The sequence below is a fragment of the Jeotgalibaca sp. A127 genome, assembly GCF_052266745.1.
In the GTDB taxonomy this organism is placed as follows: domain Bacteria; phylum Bacillota; class Bacilli; order Lactobacillales; family Aerococcaceae; genus Jeotgalibaca.
Map to the genome: position 1 here is coordinate 1 of NZ_JBQPRC010000019.1, position 15,400 is coordinate 15,400.

Genomic DNA, 15,400 nt, shown 5'->3' on the forward strand with positions numbered 1-15,400 from the left:
TTCAGGGTTTCCTCGACCTCCCCTTGGAGGATTTTGTTTCGGTACTTCGTTCCCCAAACGATATGATAGTTCAGGTTGTAAACAGAAGTCCGACCATGTGTGAGTTTGTTTTCTTTATTCATATGACAATTATATCACTTATTTTTTTACCATGTGTAACGATATCTATTGAAAATAAAAAAGAAAGTGGGCAGGAAACACGGCCTTGAAAGACCGTGTTTCCTGCCCACAATCAAAAAGCTGAGTTCAGCACGAACGCCGAACGCAGCTTTTTCATTTTCTTTGTCTATTCCATGATTTAACAAATGGAACCGCACTCTCCCAAATATTCGTTCCGACGAAAAACAAACCAAATATCCATTTGCTGCGAACGATCCAATTTGAAACCAGTTCCGCAGATGAATGCGTAATATCAGCGATTACTTGGCTAAATTCGGGGTTGAACAACGTGCTATCAGTCAACATCACAATAACCACGATAACCAAAGCCACATTATATACAGCATTCACTGTGGCTAGCGGTAGGGTCCACCAACCCTTGATATATTTCCATATAGAGAACGCCAACTGGAATACCGCCATAATTAAGATAACCGGTAGATAAACCTCCAACCGTTCAAGATTAAAGAGTGGCGTGATAATCATGTTTTCGGCCTCAATATTTTGGTAAATGGCAATCAGTTGCGGCCGTAAATAAATCATCGCTACGAATAAAATGGTCAGGAACATTTCAAAGATAATGTCACCGCGGGAAATCTTTCCTTGTGCGTCAGCAGGTACTTCAGGTAAATCATCCGGTGTCCATTTTTTATTTCCAAATGGCAAATCGCCTGTTTCCGTTTCCGTTCGCTCAAGGATGACAAACACCAAGGTTACCCAGAATGCCCCCTGCAGTGCCCCTGAAATGACTGCAGAAATCAAGTCTCCAATAAAGCCGGCAATTTGATCGATGTAGTTACCATCTGCAGGAAACGCTATTATCCACTCCAAAATGGTTATGCCCAACAATACGAATATCACGATGGCTATGACCAATTTCAAGATTGAAATATATTTATGATAATAGCCAGGACCAATTAAATATTTTTGTTGCGGATTGTATTCACCTGCAAGTTTCCAAGGGTTACCAAGTTTGGTCAGCACCTGATGCACGTCTTTCTCCGTGTAGTTGTCAGGTAGCATATCTTCAATGTTTGCACGCAGTTCTTTTCCGACATCGCTTCGAATATCCTCAGGTAAATATTCTGTTACCGCATGGATATAACGTTCAATCAGCAACACGATCCTCATCCTCCTTTAACAAAATTTCCATTTGATTGGAAATGACTCTCCATTCTTTCTTTAATCGCTTATATACTTCTTTACCGTTCTCACTTAATGAATAGAATTTACGGGGTCGGCTTTCGCTCGTATCCCATTCACTGATAAGCAGACTTTGTTTCTCCAATCTCCTCAACAAGGGATAGAGGGTACCGGCTTCAATTGGCGCTTTTTTCTCCTCTAACTTTTGAACGAGGGAATATCCATACTCTTTCGTATGCAATTGACTGAGAACCAAAAGAACCAACGTTCCTCTTTTGAGTTCAACACTAAGTGAACTGATCAATTCATCGATTACATCCATTGCTATCACCTCACCCCTATTATAGTGTACGACATACACTATTTGCAAATGGTTACCATTAAATAATAAAAGAGCTTTGAAATGCCGAAATCAGCAATAATCAAAGCTCCTGTTTATTTTTCGTCATCCAGTTTTATCTCCATTTGAATTGGGCTGGATTGGGTTCATTTTGTACTGCAACAGCACGCAAAGCTACTTCCATCCGTCCACACTCTCGTGCAGCAACTTCCTCGATTTCTTCCCACGGTGCATCCGTCCCTACTTCACTGTAGGCTACAGCAAGGGCGCCGTAATAAGCTAAACCGATACAATGCCGAGCGGAATGAATGGTTGCGGCGCAATGGCCAATTGCTCTGGCAGCGGCTTGCGGGACAGGGTTCCCTTCTGCTTCTCTTGCAGCGGCATGACAGGCAAGAATTGCTGGTTTGGCTTCTGGGAATTTTATTTCGCCTAATAACCATTTACGCGCGGCCTCCAAAGCGGCTTCCGGTCGTTTGTCATGCGGATAATTTTTTCCCCACAATGGGAGAATCACGTGTTCCGCATACCCAATTGCCCAAAAAGCTAATGTCGCCTTACTTTGCGTTTCTATCAACGCTTTAAGTGTCTGGATATAGGGGGCATCTAGGTTCTTCAATACTTTCCTTATTTTCGACATGCTTGCTCACTCCATATGCTCATTTAAAGACTCAAGGTTGCATCGCACCGAAAAGCACAAGCCAAGCCAGGATTGATTTCGCAACGAGGCTGAGCACAATATAGACGCGCTCACCATAGAGATAATTCGCCCATTTTCCGACTTTCAGATATTGCAGGATCATGTTAATCGGGAAGGTGTTGAATGCAACAAAATAAGTCCCAACAATTGCCCATACGAACCAAGGAACATCTTCGAAATTACCTGTCCCGAACATGTACAAAAGAATGGCAATCCAGGGTGCAATTCCCGCCACAGAACCCCAAATAAATGGACCCCAATTGACATTTTCTCTCGGTTGGCCTGCATTTAATTGCTCCATCACCAGGCCGAAAAGATTCATCGCGGCGTTGACTATAAAGATCAAGATGAGTGAAGCAATATCATAGATACCAAACAAGGTAGCAATGAGTACGATCATAATGGAAGAGCTAAGGGCATACTCGAACCAGCGGAACTTGTTGATGCCCTTTTCCAAATCGGCATTATAGATGGCATTTAATTTATTGGGAATCGCAATTAGAGCATGGGCAAAAGCGGAGATAAGAAGGAATGAGGACACAAGAATCCCAAACGGTAACTCAAACAGGACCCGTGAGGTTGTCTCTAGTGACTGCGTTTCGGGATTGAATGATAGATAAAATTGGATGATTTCTGGGCTAAACTCGGAAATTTTTTGAATGACGGTGGTTGCCAAGAAAAGCATGGCAATACCTTGTACCAAATGTAGACCACCCATAATGAGATTGAAGCGGCGTAATTTTTGTGTGGTTATTTCTTTCATGATTAGCACCCTTTCTACTTTACGACCAAAAAAAATAGAAATTGAATGAGCATTTATATAAATATTTTTTACATGTAAAACCACGCTAGAGCAACAGCGATAGCGACCGCATAATAATGGAACCATTCCTTTTTCTTTCTTATGAGAAAATACAAGATACTCCCCACAACTAGAACCGATAGCACGCCCCCTATCAAGGGTCTTTGATAATATTGGACATTAACGGCAGCCATAAAGGTCGTTAGCGCACCAGCTAATATAACTGCTTTCCCCCACTCCCTTAAACGTGTTTGGTAGACAAGGAAGGCGAGTACTAGCCAAAATACCCCGTATCCTACCCGAGCCCATGAAACAAAATTATATGTATTTTCTGGATCCATAAAACGTTCCAATACCCTGAATAAGAAGAAATATCCTGCGAATGCCAATGCCGCGGTAATCAGACTGCCTACTGTTACCATTATCCCTTTCGATAAATTATCACGAAAACGATTCATCGTAATCACACTCATTTCTGTTTGCTTTTTGCTTTTTGCTTAACTATCCCATCATTTCATGACTGTCTTCTCTTTTGCCAATTGAGAAAAAACAAGAGCGCAACGACTAATGCGAAACCTGTGATGGGCAGACTTCTAATCAACACCATAAGCCATGTTTCGCCGACTTCCTTGGTATTCACCAGTAATAGAATGATAAAAGCTAGACCAACTACGGAAAAGGCGATGGCACCAAAGAGATCATTGCGCCATGCCACAATAAGAAGCAACGAAATAATGATAGAAGGAATGTTATGTATCAGAAAACCTAGCAACATTTCACCCAAACCCTGACCTGCTTCAAATACATCCAAAGAAAAAAGGCTTAGAAACGCGATAAACAAGATTGCTAAAACACTCGGAGCCCAATACAATATTTTTCCATTTTCTTTCATTTCTGCCATCTCCATTTCACAGTTATGCCAGACATGAGAACGTTCACTTGCTCACTATCATTTTACACTTTATTTCCATACAACACAAAAAGGACAGGCAATGCCGGTCCCAAAAACTTATAATTAAAATGATTCTGAGGAGTAGATGCATATTACGCCGTATGTTGGAAGTCTCCTGTCGAAAAATGATAAAAAAGGATTTTGAAGCAACACTCGCCCCAAAATCCTTCGTTAAGCACTTTACAATTTTCTTTTCCCGGTTATTAATTGGTAAACGAAGATGATTCCGGCAATGACCAACAGGAAGTGAATCAAAGCCCCACCAATTTCCAATACTAACCCGATTAACCATAGTGCAACCAACACCACAATAATGGTCCATAATAGATTTGCCATCATTTCCACACCTCTCTGGTAAGATACCTATTTGTATCCCTTTTCTTTTATTATAGAGATTTTTGTAAATGAGGCCAAACAATACGCTTATCCTAATTAACCATGATTACCAGAACTTCTTTTACGAAATAGCGATAAGCCACCAAATCCACTAATGATTGCCATGTAAAATCCTACGTCATACCACCAGCCAGTATTGATAGTTTCATAAACGCGAATATTTTCGTCAAACCATCCAAAAACAAGAGTGAACGGTGCAATCCAGCCATGCCAGATTCCCCAAAAAAATCCTGCCGGATCTTCAGGTGTGTAAGTGCCATCGCCCGGCATACAACCCGTCAACAAATAAATGTTTATCATCAAGAAAAACAATAGGAACAGTTTCTTTTTCATAATGAATTTCCTCCGTATATCAACGACTAATGATACTGCAGCAATGAATACGAGCGGCTTTTTTGATGCCTTCTTCTGTATCTCTTTCAAATACAATTCTTTCCTCTGGTGTTAGATCGTTGATTGATAGGAAACTCAAATTAGATAATTTATAGGTTTCCTTCACGTCACTGTCGTTTCCGAACGCGGTTGCCTCAATATTATTTAACACTTTATTCGGATTATTCGCGCCAAGAATCTCCAGGTTACGTTTGTCTTCCTCAGTAAAACGAACTGCCAAATTCAGTGTTGTTGTTTTATAGACCGGGCCACCGTTGAACGTGACGCGCGTTAGATATTCGTTCGTGACATCGTTACAAAGGATATATTCTTTTTCTTTTATTTGCTCCATGTGATATGTTTCCCTCCAAGGTTCTTCTCTCATTTATTATAAACCATTACGGCCATAGTAGTTACTTTTTGTTAATAACCTTTATAGGCTTTTTCAAGTTCGCTGATATTCATCTTATCCATACTAAGCATCGCAGCACTAACACGTTCGGCTTTAGCAGCATCTGGATCACGCATCATAATGTCCAAAATTTCCGGGGTAATCTGCCACGATAGGCCAAACTTATCTTTAAGCCATCCACAAGAAATCAACTCTCCATCTTTGATTAGCGAATCCCAAAGATAATCGATTTCTTCTTGAGTTTTGCAGTTTACCTGTATGGAGATTGCTTCAGTAAAAGTAAACATTGGACCACCATTTAGTGCGGTGAAATTTTGGCCATTCAATTCAAAATCTATTGTTGATAAATCTCCGACTTTCTTTCCTGCTGCTTTTGCCACTGACTCTGTGAGATACGATTCGTTAAGTATTTTTGCGTTTTCAAACAACGATACATACAAATCCACCGCTTCTTTTGCTTGATCATCAAACCAAAGAAAAGTAACAATTTTTCTCATAAGAATGTTCCTTTCTGATATTCAACACGAGGATTCCCCTATAAATCCTTTGTATTATGATTGCCATGACATGGTGTCTCATTTTAGCTAAAGACCTGTTTGCACCCCAACTCTACCACCAAAATACCACTTATAACAAACTTATTGATCATGATTTAAAGGATAGTTTTGGATAAATTTCCAAAAAATAAATCCGTGATTATGAACTTGTTTTGAATACAAGTTCATAATCACGGAAAAATACTTTTTTACTCTACTTATTGAATCATGACATTCATATAAGTATTGTGTATTTAATTAACTTTAACTTTCTAACTGTGTCCGCTCTACTCCCATAACCTGTATTGAACTACCCCCACCTACGCTATCGCTTAGAGGTGGGGGATTCCTACGAACACCGGGGTATCCCCCGGTTATCTTAATAGGCTATCCCCGCAGCTTCCTGCGGTTAGAAGCCTCATGGCTTCGTTTTTAAGATTGATGCTTGCGTTCAGATCTCGATCATGGTGGGCATTGCATTGCGGACAATCCCACTCGCGCACCCGGAGATTCTTCATCGGTTAAGACTGTTTGCGTGTCAACAGACAGACATTCTCAACATGCGTCGTATGCGGGAACTGGTCCACGGGCTGGACGGTCACGAGTTCGTATCCGAAGTCGCGCAGCCACACCAGATCGTCGGCCAGGCTCTTCGGGCTGCAGGAAACATAGACGACCTTGTCGGTACCAAAACGGCCGATACTGCGCATGACCTTGCCACCGGCGCCGCTTCTGGGCGGATCAAGGACCAGCAAATCGGGATGGCCCCAGACTTCATTCAAATCGATGAGTCCTTGGCGGGCGTCGCTGACCATAAAGAAGGTATTAGCCAAACCGTTATCCTCTGCGTTGCGGCGTGCCGAAAGGATCGAATTTTCGACGATTTCGATGCCGGCGAGGTCCTTACTATTTTTGGCAAGCGGCAGGCTGAAGGTGCCAACCCCGCAGAACAAGTCCAGGACGCGCATGTCCTTGTTCACGTCGGCCATTTCCAAGGCCAATTCGACCAGTTTTTCGGCTTGGACCGGATTAGCTTGGAAGAACGTGTCCGGCCAGATCCGGTATTTGAAGCCGTTCAGTTCATCATTGATGTAGTCACGGCCATGCAGGATGTACGTGGCATCGGCCTGGATGCGTTCCGTCGCCGTCGCATGTTCCACCCATTGCAAACTGACCAATTTCTCGAATTGGGCGGTCAGGCGTTTGACCAACTCGTCCGCGGCGGCCTGATACTGTTGCGGCGCTTCTGTTGCGTAAAGGACGACCATCATTTCTCCCGTCGCAAACGACATCCGCATCAACAAGTTGCGCAACAAACCAGTTTGGCTCGTTTTGGAATAGCCAGGAAGGTCGAAATCTTTCTGCCATTGGCTGATGATGTGCTTGATTTCAACCATCACTTCCGGTGCCAGGATGGAATCCTCCATATCGATGACCCGGCGGAAGTTACCTTGTTGGTGCATGCCGAGTTCGCCGTTTTCCCCGAAAGTCAGTTCCATCTTGTTGCGGTAACGCTTCGGGTTGTCCATGCCGATGATCGGCTTCACTAGGGAGGCATCAAAGCCTTTTTCCTTCAAATAGCCCTTGACCATCTCCATTTTGTATTCCAGTTGGGCATCGTAATGCATGTATTGCAGCGGTGTCCCCCCGGAAACAGCCTGATCGGTCGGGATGGCGAGATTTCGGCTTGGTCCCGGCTGCAATAATTCATCGTAGTCCACGACCGCTTTGCGCCGGCCTTTGGCATTCGGGATCGTTACCCGAACGACATCACCCGGCACCACATTGGTGACATTGATATTCAAGCCCTTCCCGTTCGAACCTTTGTCCGGTGGATGAACGTGTTTAGCGTAGCCATAACCACTGGCGTTGATATTTTTTATCGTTACTTCCAATACTTCGGTTGGATAAACCTTCTTTTTCATTTTTTCACCTCAAGATTGTACTTTGTCCATCATGACTAAAACTGTTGGTCAAATTCTTTTCCATGCCATTATACAAAAATACAGTTACTCAAAATAGAATAACTCTTCAAATTTTTTATCCAAAGCAATGCAGATAGTAAGGGCCAACTTCGCATTCGGATTGTATTGGCCCGTTTCGATCGAGCTGATTGTATTACGTGATACTCCGACCATTTCCGCAAGTTGCGTCTGAGATAATTTTTTCTCATTTCTGGCTTCTTTCAAATGGTTTTGTAAAATCAATTTTTCGTCCATAGCTCACCTATAAAATATTTGAGGTAATAATCAAATCACGGACATGGATGATCGAGAAAAGTAATGTTAAGAGGATATAAATCACCGCAAGCCAGATGTCTCTTTTTTTCTTCAGATGCATTGCCTTTGTAGTGTACCCAGTGGCTAAAGCAGAGGATACAACAGCGTATAGGCCGTAGTTCGTTCCACCACCGACAAATATCTGGATGACGATAAAAACAGTGGCGAGGATTGCTGCCACAACAGTCGCTGAATTTCCTCCGCTTTGACTTACTTCCTTTTCATACACATCCTGGTTCTTGTTCTCTTTTCTACTTTTGGCTAAAATTTCCTCCTTATTCATCCCAATACCTCCTATCAAGATGCCAAGTTACCTTGTCAATATTATACACTCGCCTAGTTTGCTTTGCAAACGCTCGTATAAAATCCCCTTGGTGCACCTTCTCATTGTGAGTTTGATGTGCGAAAAGCACAAAAAAATCCCCCTAAAGTAGGTTAATCTACTTTAGGGGGAATATTTTATGCTTTTACTTATTTGCTGTAATTTCATCGATTTCTTCTGGCGACAGATCTTTATATGCACCAAGATAAGTTAAAACGAAAGTGACTCCAAAAGAAATGGCAATAGTGATCAACGTATTTATGAAGTTCCCCCAGCTACCATCTGGTGAGATGTACGCAGGTAATGCAGCCAAGCCTGGATCGGATAGAGCGAAACCTTTGACACCGACGATACCAGCGTATAAACCACCGATGAACCCACCTGCAATAATCGAAATCATCGCTTTTTTGATAGGAATCGCCACACCATAAAGTGCCGGTTGCGAAACACCCAAGAGCGCAGTAACTGCTGCAGAAACAGAATATTGTTTGTAGCTATTCGATTTTGTGCGCATTGCGATTGCAAAGGCAGCACCCGCCATCGCCATATTACCCGGTAATAAACCTGTCATCATCAAATTATCAAATCCGACTTGTGCTAAATTTTGTGCAGATATTGGAATCAACGCATAATGACCACCGGCCATGATAATAAACATTCCAAATCCACCTAAAATAGCAGAAACCAACCAACCTGCAAATTCATTCAACCAAGTAATTGAAACACCTAGTGCATTACCGAAGAACGTGCCGACTGGACCAATGACAAGTACACCCAGGACGCCTGTAAGCATCAGGATTAAAACAGGTGAGAATACACCTTTAATCATTTTCGGGAGGACTTTATTCACAGCTTTTTCAATATATGACTGCGCCCAAATGATTAAAATAATCGGAATGACAGATGAAATGTAAGTGTTGTGTGCAACTGGTATTCCAAAAAAATCTCCTGTTCTTGTTTGAACTGCCTCTGTAAATTCTGGATGAACCAAGAATAGCGCTACACTGGCAGCCAGAGCGGGATTGGTCCCAAAGACTTTTGCAGATGAATAAGCTAATAGTACTGGCAAAAAGTAAAAGACAGCATCAGCAATATGATAAAGAATAAATTGCTCTGCGGTTTCAGGCTGTATGATATTAAAAGTCAAAAGTAAGATGATGATACCTTTAAGAATTCCGGCACCCGTCAATGCAACTAAATTAGGGGCAAAAATTTCTTTCAGTCCCATTAACAATTTGTCAATTAAAGATGTGTCTTTTCTTTTTTCTTGACTTTTCATAATGTATCCTCCAAATTATATTGATTTTTTTATATTAGTTTCAAAATCACAACTAATATATTACCATTAAATAATCATTTACAAAAGATTTAAATTGCCAATTACTTAACAAAACCAAGTTAATTTAAAAAACTTACGGGATAAATATAAAGTTATTTATAAAATAAACCGATTTCATTTCTTTGCTTTTTCATTCACAAAAGTCAGCTTCCTTGATAAAATTATTTTATCTAGGAAGCTGACCTCGTAACATTTATTTAGTTTGCCTTCTCCATCATAACAACTGTCTCAACATGCAATGTTTGCGGGAACAAGTCCACTGGCTGCGCTTCGGTCGCTTTGTAGCCTTTTTCATCGAAGATTGCCAAGTCACGTGCTAATGTTGCTGGGTTACAGCTGACATAAACGATACGTTCTGGATTCATTGCGACTGCTGCATCTATAAATGAAGCTTCCAATCCTTTACGTGGCGGATCCACTACAATGACATCCGCTTTAACATCATTTTCTGCCCATTTAGGCAGTAATTCTTCAGCTGCACCTACTTCAAAAGTCACATTGCTAATGTTATTTTCTTCGGCGTTGCGTTTCGCCATTTCAATTGCATCTGGAACAATTTCCATCGCAAAAACGTGCTCTGCTTTTTCGGCCAAAGCCAATGAAATGGTTCCAATTCCACAATAAGCATCCACAACCGTTTCTTTTCCAGTTAGTTGCGCTGCATCTACAGCTAATTGGTAAAGTTTTTCCGTTTGTGTCGGGTTAATTTGGTAGAAAGATTTAGAGCTGATTGCAAATTTATGGCCTAACAAGTTATCATGATAAACATCTTCTCCATAAAGAACGATGTTTTCTTCACCTAAAATAACATTTGTCCGTTTCGGGTTGACGTTTTGAACGATGCTCACAACTTCTGGTAATGCTTCACGGATATCTGGAATAATTTTACTTAGGGGGAATAGTTTCGCAGTACGCGTAACCAAAACAATCATCATTTCCCCTGTGTAATAACCGCGACGAATCATGATGTGGCGGATATTCCCGATATTTTTTCTTTCATCGTAAGGCTTAATACCATATTCTTGCAGGATATCACGCACTTTGACAATCGCTTCATCGATCTTTGGATCCTGGATATGGAAATTCTCCATTGGAATCAATTCGTGTGTGCCTTTACGGAAGAATCCCGTCACTAATTTGCCATCTTTGCCACGTACAGGGATTTGCGCTTTGTTACGGTAACCCCAAGGATTACTCATACCAATTGTTTCATGAACCTTGATATTTGGTAATTTTGCAATACGTTTCAAGTCTTGTGCGACCATATTTTGTTTAAATGCCAGTTGCGCACTGTAACGCATATGTTGTAACGGCATTGTTCCAACGCGCGTACCGAGTACATCGATAGTTGGAATGCGGTCCTGTGAAGTAGTCAAACGTTCTTCAATACGGGCATAACCATATGTTTTACCTACTTTTGTAACTTTGACTTGTGCTTTTTCGCCAGGAAGTCCGTCTACCACAAACAAAGGAAAGCCGTCTACTTTGGCAACGCCTAATCCTTCAGAAGTTAAATCTTCAAATGTAACGGTTAATTTATCATTCTTTACTACTGGTGGTGCTTCATAATTTTTTTTCATAATTTCTCCTTATTGGTGCCTGATAGGTGAGAGGGATTCATTTGAATTATACAAGCTTATAGTATAACACGACAGAGGCGATTACCACTCATTTATTTTTCTAAATTTGCAATTTCCTTCAAAAGTTTTGCTGTATGATTGTTCAGCTCAGCCGGGGAAGCATAGTCGGTCGTATTTCCCAAAATTCGTATATGCTGATGCAAGTTACGGAAAGTGACAGGGCCTGTCCCTCCGAACTCGCCATCCAGATTAAGTAAAAGAGGTTGTTGATCCAATGATTCGGCTGTTACAAATGAAGTATGGATATATTCTACTTTGGGATGAGTGATGTGCTTTCCATTTTGGATAATCATCCCCAGTATTTGCAGAATTTCAAATATGCTGGCAGTCTTGATAATGAAAAGCGTAAACAAACCATTTCCCATCAACATATAAGGGTCGATATTTTCAATTCCGCCAACCGATTTTGTGAGTGCCACAAAATACATGGAGGCTTCTCCGACAAAAACGCCCGCTTCATGTTCTATTCGCATTTTGATAGGTTTAACCAACGGCAATTTTTCTGCACCTTTTATTAAATAGGCTAAATAACCAAAAGCACCCTTCAGGCGAGGTGGAATCCCATAGGTAATGTCCGATAAATAGCCGCCCGCAGCAATGTTGACAAAGTATTTATCATTCGCTTTCCCTACGTCCATGGGAATCGCCTGTCCTTTAGCAATAACTTTAGCCGCCTCCAGTAAATCACCTCGTGGGATTTTCAAGGATCGGGCCAAATCATTGGTGGTTCCAGCTGGGATAATGCCAATAAGTGGCCTCTTAGGTAAATTGCTGATACCATTGATAACTTCGCTGACTGTTCCGTCTCCGCCCGCAGCAACGATTAATTCAAAGCCTTCCAGGGCCGCCCGCGTCGCTTCTTTAGCGGCAGACCGCGGTTCAGGTGTTGTTTCGTAGGTACTCGTTTCATAACCGGCCTCTTCAAGAATTCTGAGGATAGCCACCAAGTATTTCGTGATTTGTTCCCGACCGGATACTGGATTATAAATCACTCTTGCGCGCATGTCACACCTCCTTGTCCTTTAAGATAATTATACAATAATCCTTGTACAAAAGAGCCTTGAAATGGTATGCTCTATCTTGTAATTATTTCCACGAACTCCCCCAACTTCCCATAAGTTGCTCAAATTAAATTATAAAATGCATAACTTCATGCTTTCATCCGATTACCAAAATTTCTGATGATACTTTCCTCTAGCAATTAATCCGAATCTCCCTTAATATATGTAGTAGTTATATTGAACAACAAACACAACATGTTGTGTTTATATAAAGATTGAGGAGTGATTCGAGTGGCTACTGAAATAAATTCCACTTTAAAACATGGCTATGAACAATTGAACAGAGACATAGAACAATTCGAAGCAGTATTCCCTATTACAGAGGATATGCACATTACTTATAGTGGTGTGGCGCGCTTAGTTATGTTGGACCGTTACTCTTTCAAGGATACAAAGAAAACAACCCTTAAAGAAGGCGACTTCGTATTATTGACCGTTAAAGAAGACCCTAAGTATCCAGCACGTGGTACAGGTACGGTCATTTCCTTGGACTGGGATAAAGGTGAAGCGCTCATCCAGGTTTCTGAAGAATACCGAGCAACGATTGACTCCTTCAGTGAAGCAGAAGATGGTATCGTAAAACGCGCAATTATCACATTGGATAAACCATTAGAATTATTCTATGAACAAATTGCAATGCGTAACGCTCATGGCTTGGCACAGGTTGAAATAACACCAGAAAAACGTTATGAGGCTTTTGTTAAATTCTATGAAGAACAAAAAGTTAAAAATTTCATTCCAGCTGGTCGGGTTTTATATGGAGCAGGTTCTGGAACAGACGTAACATACTTTAACTGTTATGTGATGCCAATGGTTCCCGATTCACGTGGCGGCATTTCCGATCACCGTAAAAAAGTAATGGAAATCATGAGCCGTGGTGGCGGTGTTGGTACGAATGGTTCCACTTTACGTCCGCGTCATGCATTGGCACGTGGAGTAAATGGCCGTTCATCCGGTTCTGTATCCTGGTTGGATGATATCGCGAAATTAACCCATTTAGTTGAACAAGGCGGTTCTCGTCGCGGTGCCCAAATGATCATGTTGACAGACTGGCATCCAGACATTATTGAATTCATCATCTCTAAAATGCAAAATCCGCGTATTTTGCGTTATATCATCGAAAATTTCGAAGATGAGCAAATTCGTACATTAGCACACAACAAATTGAAATTCACACCCTTCACACCTAAAGAAACAAACATGTATACAGGTATCGTAAACTACAAGAACATCCCTGGTCATGGCGGATTCGATCATTCCGTCATCCGCGAAGCAGAATTAAAACTTCGTGATGGTGGTACATATACAGTAAATGATGCAGAATTTTTAACAGGAGCAAACATTTCTGTGTGTATTACGGATGACTTCATGGATGCGGTAAAAGCAGACGCAGAATATGAACTTCGTTTCCCGGATGTTGAAAATTACTCAAAAGAGGAAATGGCACATTACGATGCTGAGTGGGTAAATGTCGGTGATGTACGCGAGTGGGAAGCTGCTGGCAATGCTGTTCGCGTTTACCGGACTATTAAAGCCCGTGAGTTGTGGAAATTGATTAACGTTTGTGCGACTTATGCTGCTGAGCCAGGTATTTTCTTTATCGACAACGCGAACAAAATGACTAATGCACAAGCATACGGTCAAAAAGTTGTCGCGACAAACCCTTGCGGGGAACAACCTTTGGCTCCTTACTCTGTATGTAACTTAGCTGCCGTTAACTTGGCAGAAATGGTTAACAAAGATTTGCAAATGGTTGACTTTGCGAAATTGGAAAAAACAGTTCGTATGGGTGTCCATATGCAGGATAACGTCATTGATTCAACACCTTACTTCTTGGAAGAAAATCGCAAACAAGCGCTTGGCGAACGTCGGGTAGGTTTGGGAATCATGGGATTGGCTGATATGCTGATTTACTGTGGTGTACGTTACGGTTCCAAAGAAGGAAACCAATTAATCGATCAAGTATTTGAAACAATCGCAGTGACTGCTTATGAGGAAAGTATCGAGTTGGCTAAGGAACGCGGAAGCTTCCCATTCCTGGTTGGTGAAACAGGTCGCGAAACACAACAATTACGCGAAAAGTTTGTTAACTCCGGCTACATGAAACGCATGCCAGAACATGTTCGCGAAGGCGTCTTGAAATATGGTATCCGTAACTCTCACCTCTTGACTGTTGCGCCTACTGGTTCGACTGGTACAATGGCTGGGGTTTCCACTGGTCTAGAACCTTACTTCAGTTTCTCTTACTTCCGTTCTGGACGGTTGGGTAAATTTATTGAAGTGAAAGCTGAAATCGTCCAAGAATATTTAGACCGTCATCCAGAGGCGGATCCAAATAACTTGCCAGACTTCTTTACAACTGCAATGGAATTGGCTCCAGAAGAACATGTTGATGTACAAACAACCATTCAACGTTGGGTAGATAGTTCCATTTCTAAAACCGTAAACGCTCCTAAAGGTTACACCGTGGAACAAGTAGAAAAAATCTACGAACGTTTGTATGATGGTGGTGCTAAAGGTGGAACGGTTTACGTTGATGGAAGTCGTGACTCCCAAGTATTGACTTTGAAAGCAGAAGAAAACTTGTTCGAGGACAATTACGAAGCAGACGAAAAAGAAGCAGCAAAAGTAAACAAGGATAAAACTTTCTTGGTTGAATCCATTGTCGACCTGGAATCGACAGACGTAACGATCGGTAACGAAATTGGCGATACTTGCCCAATTTGCCGCATCGGAACGGTTGAAGATTTAGGTGGCTGTAATACATGTAACAACTGTGCTGCACAATTGAAGTGCGGACTATAAGATAATAGTTGAAGCGAGAACCTATTAATCTGGACCCCGTTTCAAGGACAATTTAAAAAAGAGGTTTAAGCAACCTTCAGAAGAAGTTGATTTCGGTATTGTACCGGGGTCAACTTTTTTAAGTGCCATTGGGCACGTTCGC

Annotated in this window: 20 protein-coding genes; 1 reads left to right on the forward strand and 19 read right to left on the reverse strand. The window is 41.6% G+C overall.

The genetic code is table 11. The features are described 5' to 3' along the window. The 18 genes from ACTVAI_RS11500 to ACTVAI_RS11585 form a co-directional block, all read right to left on the reverse strand. Positions 1-122, reverse strand: a 122-nt coding sequence (locus ACTVAI_RS11500) for a transposase (protein ID WP_443474488.1), incomplete at its 3' end; no start/stop codon positions are given. A 151-nt stretch (positions 123-273) separates the two neighbouring features. Further along, positions 274-1,281: a hypothetical protein gene (locus ACTVAI_RS11505; protein WP_443486725.1), complete on the reverse strand. Its 1,008-nt coding sequence runs from the start codon at positions 1,279-1,281 to the stop codon at positions 274-276. Next, the gene (locus ACTVAI_RS11510; protein ID WP_443486726.1) at positions 1,268-1,624 is read right to left on the reverse strand and encodes a PadR family transcriptional regulator; all 357 of its coding nucleotides are present in this window, start codon (positions 1,622-1,624) and stop codon (positions 1,268-1,270) included. The genes ACTVAI_RS11505 and ACTVAI_RS11510 overlap by 14 nt, the downstream gene beginning before the upstream one ends. 133 nt (positions 1,625-1,757) lie before the next feature. Beyond that, the gene (locus tag ACTVAI_RS11515) at positions 1,758-2,282 is read right to left on the reverse strand and encodes a putative immunity protein (RefSeq protein ID WP_443486727.1); all 525 of its coding nucleotides are present in this window, start codon (positions 2,280-2,282) and stop codon (positions 1,758-1,760) included. 31 nt (positions 2,283-2,313) lie between these two features. Then, positions 2,314-3,105 (reverse strand): heliorhodopsin HeR, encoded by a 792-nt coding sequence (gene heR, locus ACTVAI_RS11520; protein WP_443474465.1) that lies wholly within the window; start codon positions 3,103-3,105, stop codon positions 2,314-2,316. Between the two features lie 68 nt (positions 3,106-3,173). Beyond that, a complete protein-coding gene (locus tag ACTVAI_RS11525; protein WP_443486728.1) occupies positions 3,174-3,602 on the reverse strand; it encodes a hypothetical protein in 429 nt (142 codons plus the stop codon). A 56-nt stretch (positions 3,603-3,658) separates the two neighbouring features. Beyond that, positions 3,659-4,036, reverse strand: a complete 378-nt coding sequence (locus tag ACTVAI_RS11530) for a DUF7670 domain-containing protein (RefSeq protein WP_443486729.1) — start codon at positions 4,034-4,036, stop codon at positions 3,659-3,661. Between the two features lie 240 nt (positions 4,037-4,276). Then, the gene (locus ACTVAI_RS11535; RefSeq protein ID WP_443474468.1) at positions 4,277-4,432 is read right to left on the reverse strand and encodes a lmo0937 family membrane protein; all 156 of its coding nucleotides are present in this window, start codon (positions 4,430-4,432) and stop codon (positions 4,277-4,279) included. A 96-nt stretch (positions 4,433-4,528) separates the two neighbouring features. Next, positions 4,529-4,825 carry a hypothetical protein gene (locus ACTVAI_RS11540; protein WP_443486730.1) on the reverse strand — a complete coding sequence of 99 codons (297 nt, stop codon included), beginning with the start codon at positions 4,823-4,825 and terminating at the stop codon, positions 4,529-4,531. Positions 4,826-4,844: 19 nt separating this feature from the next. Then, positions 4,845-5,216: a hypothetical protein gene (locus ACTVAI_RS11545; protein ID WP_443474470.1), complete on the reverse strand. Its 372-nt coding sequence runs from the start codon at positions 5,214-5,216 to the stop codon at positions 4,845-4,847. A gap of 71 nt (positions 5,217-5,287) precedes the next feature. Next, positions 5,288-5,773: a VOC family protein gene (locus ACTVAI_RS11550; RefSeq protein ID WP_443486731.1), complete on the reverse strand. Its 486-nt coding sequence runs from the start codon at positions 5,771-5,773 to the stop codon at positions 5,288-5,290. A 413-nt stretch (positions 5,774-6,186) separates the two neighbouring features. Then, entirely contained in the window at positions 6,187-6,330 is a 144-nt protein-coding gene (locus ACTVAI_RS11555; RefSeq protein WP_443474472.1) for a zinc ribbon domain-containing protein, read from the reverse strand. A 3-nt stretch (positions 6,331-6,333) separates the two neighbouring features. After that, positions 6,334-7,737 carry a 23S rRNA (uracil(1939)-C(5))-methyltransferase RlmD gene (gene rlmD / locus ACTVAI_RS11560; RefSeq protein WP_443474473.1) on the reverse strand — a complete coding sequence of 468 codons (1,404 nt, stop codon included), beginning with the start codon at positions 7,735-7,737 and terminating at the stop codon, positions 6,334-6,336. 84 nt (positions 7,738-7,821) lie between these two features. Then, positions 7,822-8,031 (reverse strand): helix-turn-helix transcriptional regulator, encoded by a 210-nt coding sequence (locus ACTVAI_RS11565; RefSeq protein ID WP_443474474.1) that lies wholly within the window; start codon positions 8,029-8,031, stop codon positions 7,822-7,824. Between the two features lie 7 nt (positions 8,032-8,038). After that, positions 8,039-8,374: a DUF6442 family protein gene (locus ACTVAI_RS11570; protein ID WP_443474475.1), complete on the reverse strand. Its 336-nt coding sequence runs from the start codon at positions 8,372-8,374 to the stop codon at positions 8,039-8,041. 184 nt (positions 8,375-8,558) lie between these two features. Beyond that, positions 8,559-9,692: a PTS transporter subunit EIIC gene (locus ACTVAI_RS11575; RefSeq protein WP_443474476.1), complete on the reverse strand. Its 1,134-nt coding sequence runs from the start codon at positions 9,690-9,692 to the stop codon at positions 8,559-8,561. 257 nt (positions 9,693-9,949) lie between these two features. Continuing rightward, on the reverse strand, positions 9,950-11,332 hold the full coding sequence (gene rlmD / locus ACTVAI_RS11580) for a 23S rRNA (uracil(1939)-C(5))-methyltransferase RlmD (RefSeq protein WP_443474477.1): 1,383 nt from the start codon (positions 11,330-11,332) through the stop codon (positions 9,950-9,952). Positions 11,333-11,424: 92 nt separating this feature from the next. After that, positions 11,425-12,396, reverse strand: a complete 972-nt coding sequence (locus tag ACTVAI_RS11585; RefSeq protein ID WP_443486732.1) for a diacylglycerol kinase — start codon at positions 12,394-12,396, stop codon at positions 11,425-11,427. Positions 12,397-12,684: 288 nt separating this feature from the next. Here ACTVAI_RS11585 and ACTVAI_RS11590 point away from each other — a divergent pair, with 288 nt between their 5' ends. Continuing rightward, entirely contained in the window at positions 12,685-15,258 is a 2,574-nt protein-coding gene (locus ACTVAI_RS11590) for a vitamin B12-dependent ribonucleotide reductase (RefSeq protein ID WP_443474479.1), read from the forward strand. Between the two features lie 65 nt (positions 15,259-15,323). On the opposite strand, the gene ACTVAI_RS11595 is transcribed toward ACTVAI_RS11590, so the two are convergent. Then, a partial coding sequence (locus tag ACTVAI_RS11595; RefSeq protein ID WP_443486733.1) for an IS3 family transposase occupies positions 15,324-15,400 on the reverse strand: 77 nt, incomplete at its 5' end.

Coding starts and splice junctions, on each gene's coding strand:
- ACTVAI_RS11510 (WP_443486726.1), bottom strand. CDS start 1,624: ATGGATGTAATCGATGAATTGATCAGTTCACTTAGTGTTGAACTCAAA.
- ACTVAI_RS11515 (WP_443486727.1), bottom strand. CDS start 2,282: ATGTCGAAAATAAGGAAAGTATTGAAGAACCTAGATGCCCCCTATATC.
- heR (WP_443474465.1), bottom strand. CDS start 3,105: ATGAAAGAAATAACCACACAAAAATTACGCCGCTTCAATCTCATTATG.
- ACTVAI_RS11525 (WP_443486728.1), bottom strand. CDS start 3,602: ATGAATCGTTTTCGTGATAATTTATCGAAAGGGATAATGGTAACAGTA.
- ACTVAI_RS11530 (WP_443486729.1), bottom strand. CDS start 4,036: ATGAAAGAAAATGGAAAAATATTGTATTGGGCTCCGAGTGTTTTAGCA.
- ACTVAI_RS11535 (WP_443474468.1), bottom strand. CDS start 4,432: ATGGCAAATCTATTATGGACCATTATTGTGGTGTTGGTTGCACTATGG.
- ACTVAI_RS11540 (WP_443486730.1), bottom strand. CDS start 4,825: ATGAAAAAGAAACTGTTCCTATTGTTTTTCTTGATGATAAACATTTAT.
- ACTVAI_RS11545 (WP_443474470.1), bottom strand. CDS start 5,216: ATGGAGCAAATAAAAGAAAAAGAATATATCCTTTGTAACGATGTCACG.
- ACTVAI_RS11550 (WP_443486731.1), bottom strand. CDS start 5,773: ATGAGAAAAATTGTTACTTTTCTTTGGTTTGATGATCAAGCAAAAGAA.
- ACTVAI_RS11555 (WP_443474472.1), bottom strand. CDS start 6,330: ATGAAGAATCTCCGGGTGCGCGAGTGGGATTGTCCGCAATGCAATGCC.
- rlmD (WP_443474473.1), bottom strand. CDS start 7,737: ATGAAAAAGAAGGTTTATCCAACCGAAGTATTGGAAGTAACGATAAAA.
- ACTVAI_RS11565 (WP_443474474.1), bottom strand. CDS start 8,031: ATGGACGAAAAATTGATTTTACAAAACCATTTGAAAGAAGCCAGAAAT.
- ACTVAI_RS11570 (WP_443474475.1), bottom strand. CDS start 8,374: ATGAATAAGGAGGAAATTTTAGCCAAAAGTAGAAAAGAGAACAAGAAC.
- ACTVAI_RS11575 (WP_443474476.1), bottom strand. CDS start 9,692: ATGAAAAGTCAAGAAAAAAGAAAAGACACATCTTTAATTGACAAATTG.
- rlmD (WP_443474477.1), bottom strand. CDS start 11,332: ATGAAAAAAAATTATGAAGCACCACCAGTAGTAAAGAATGATAAATTA.
- ACTVAI_RS11585 (WP_443486732.1), bottom strand. CDS start 12,396: ATGCGCGCAAGAGTGATTTATAATCCAGTATCCGGTCGGGAACAAATC.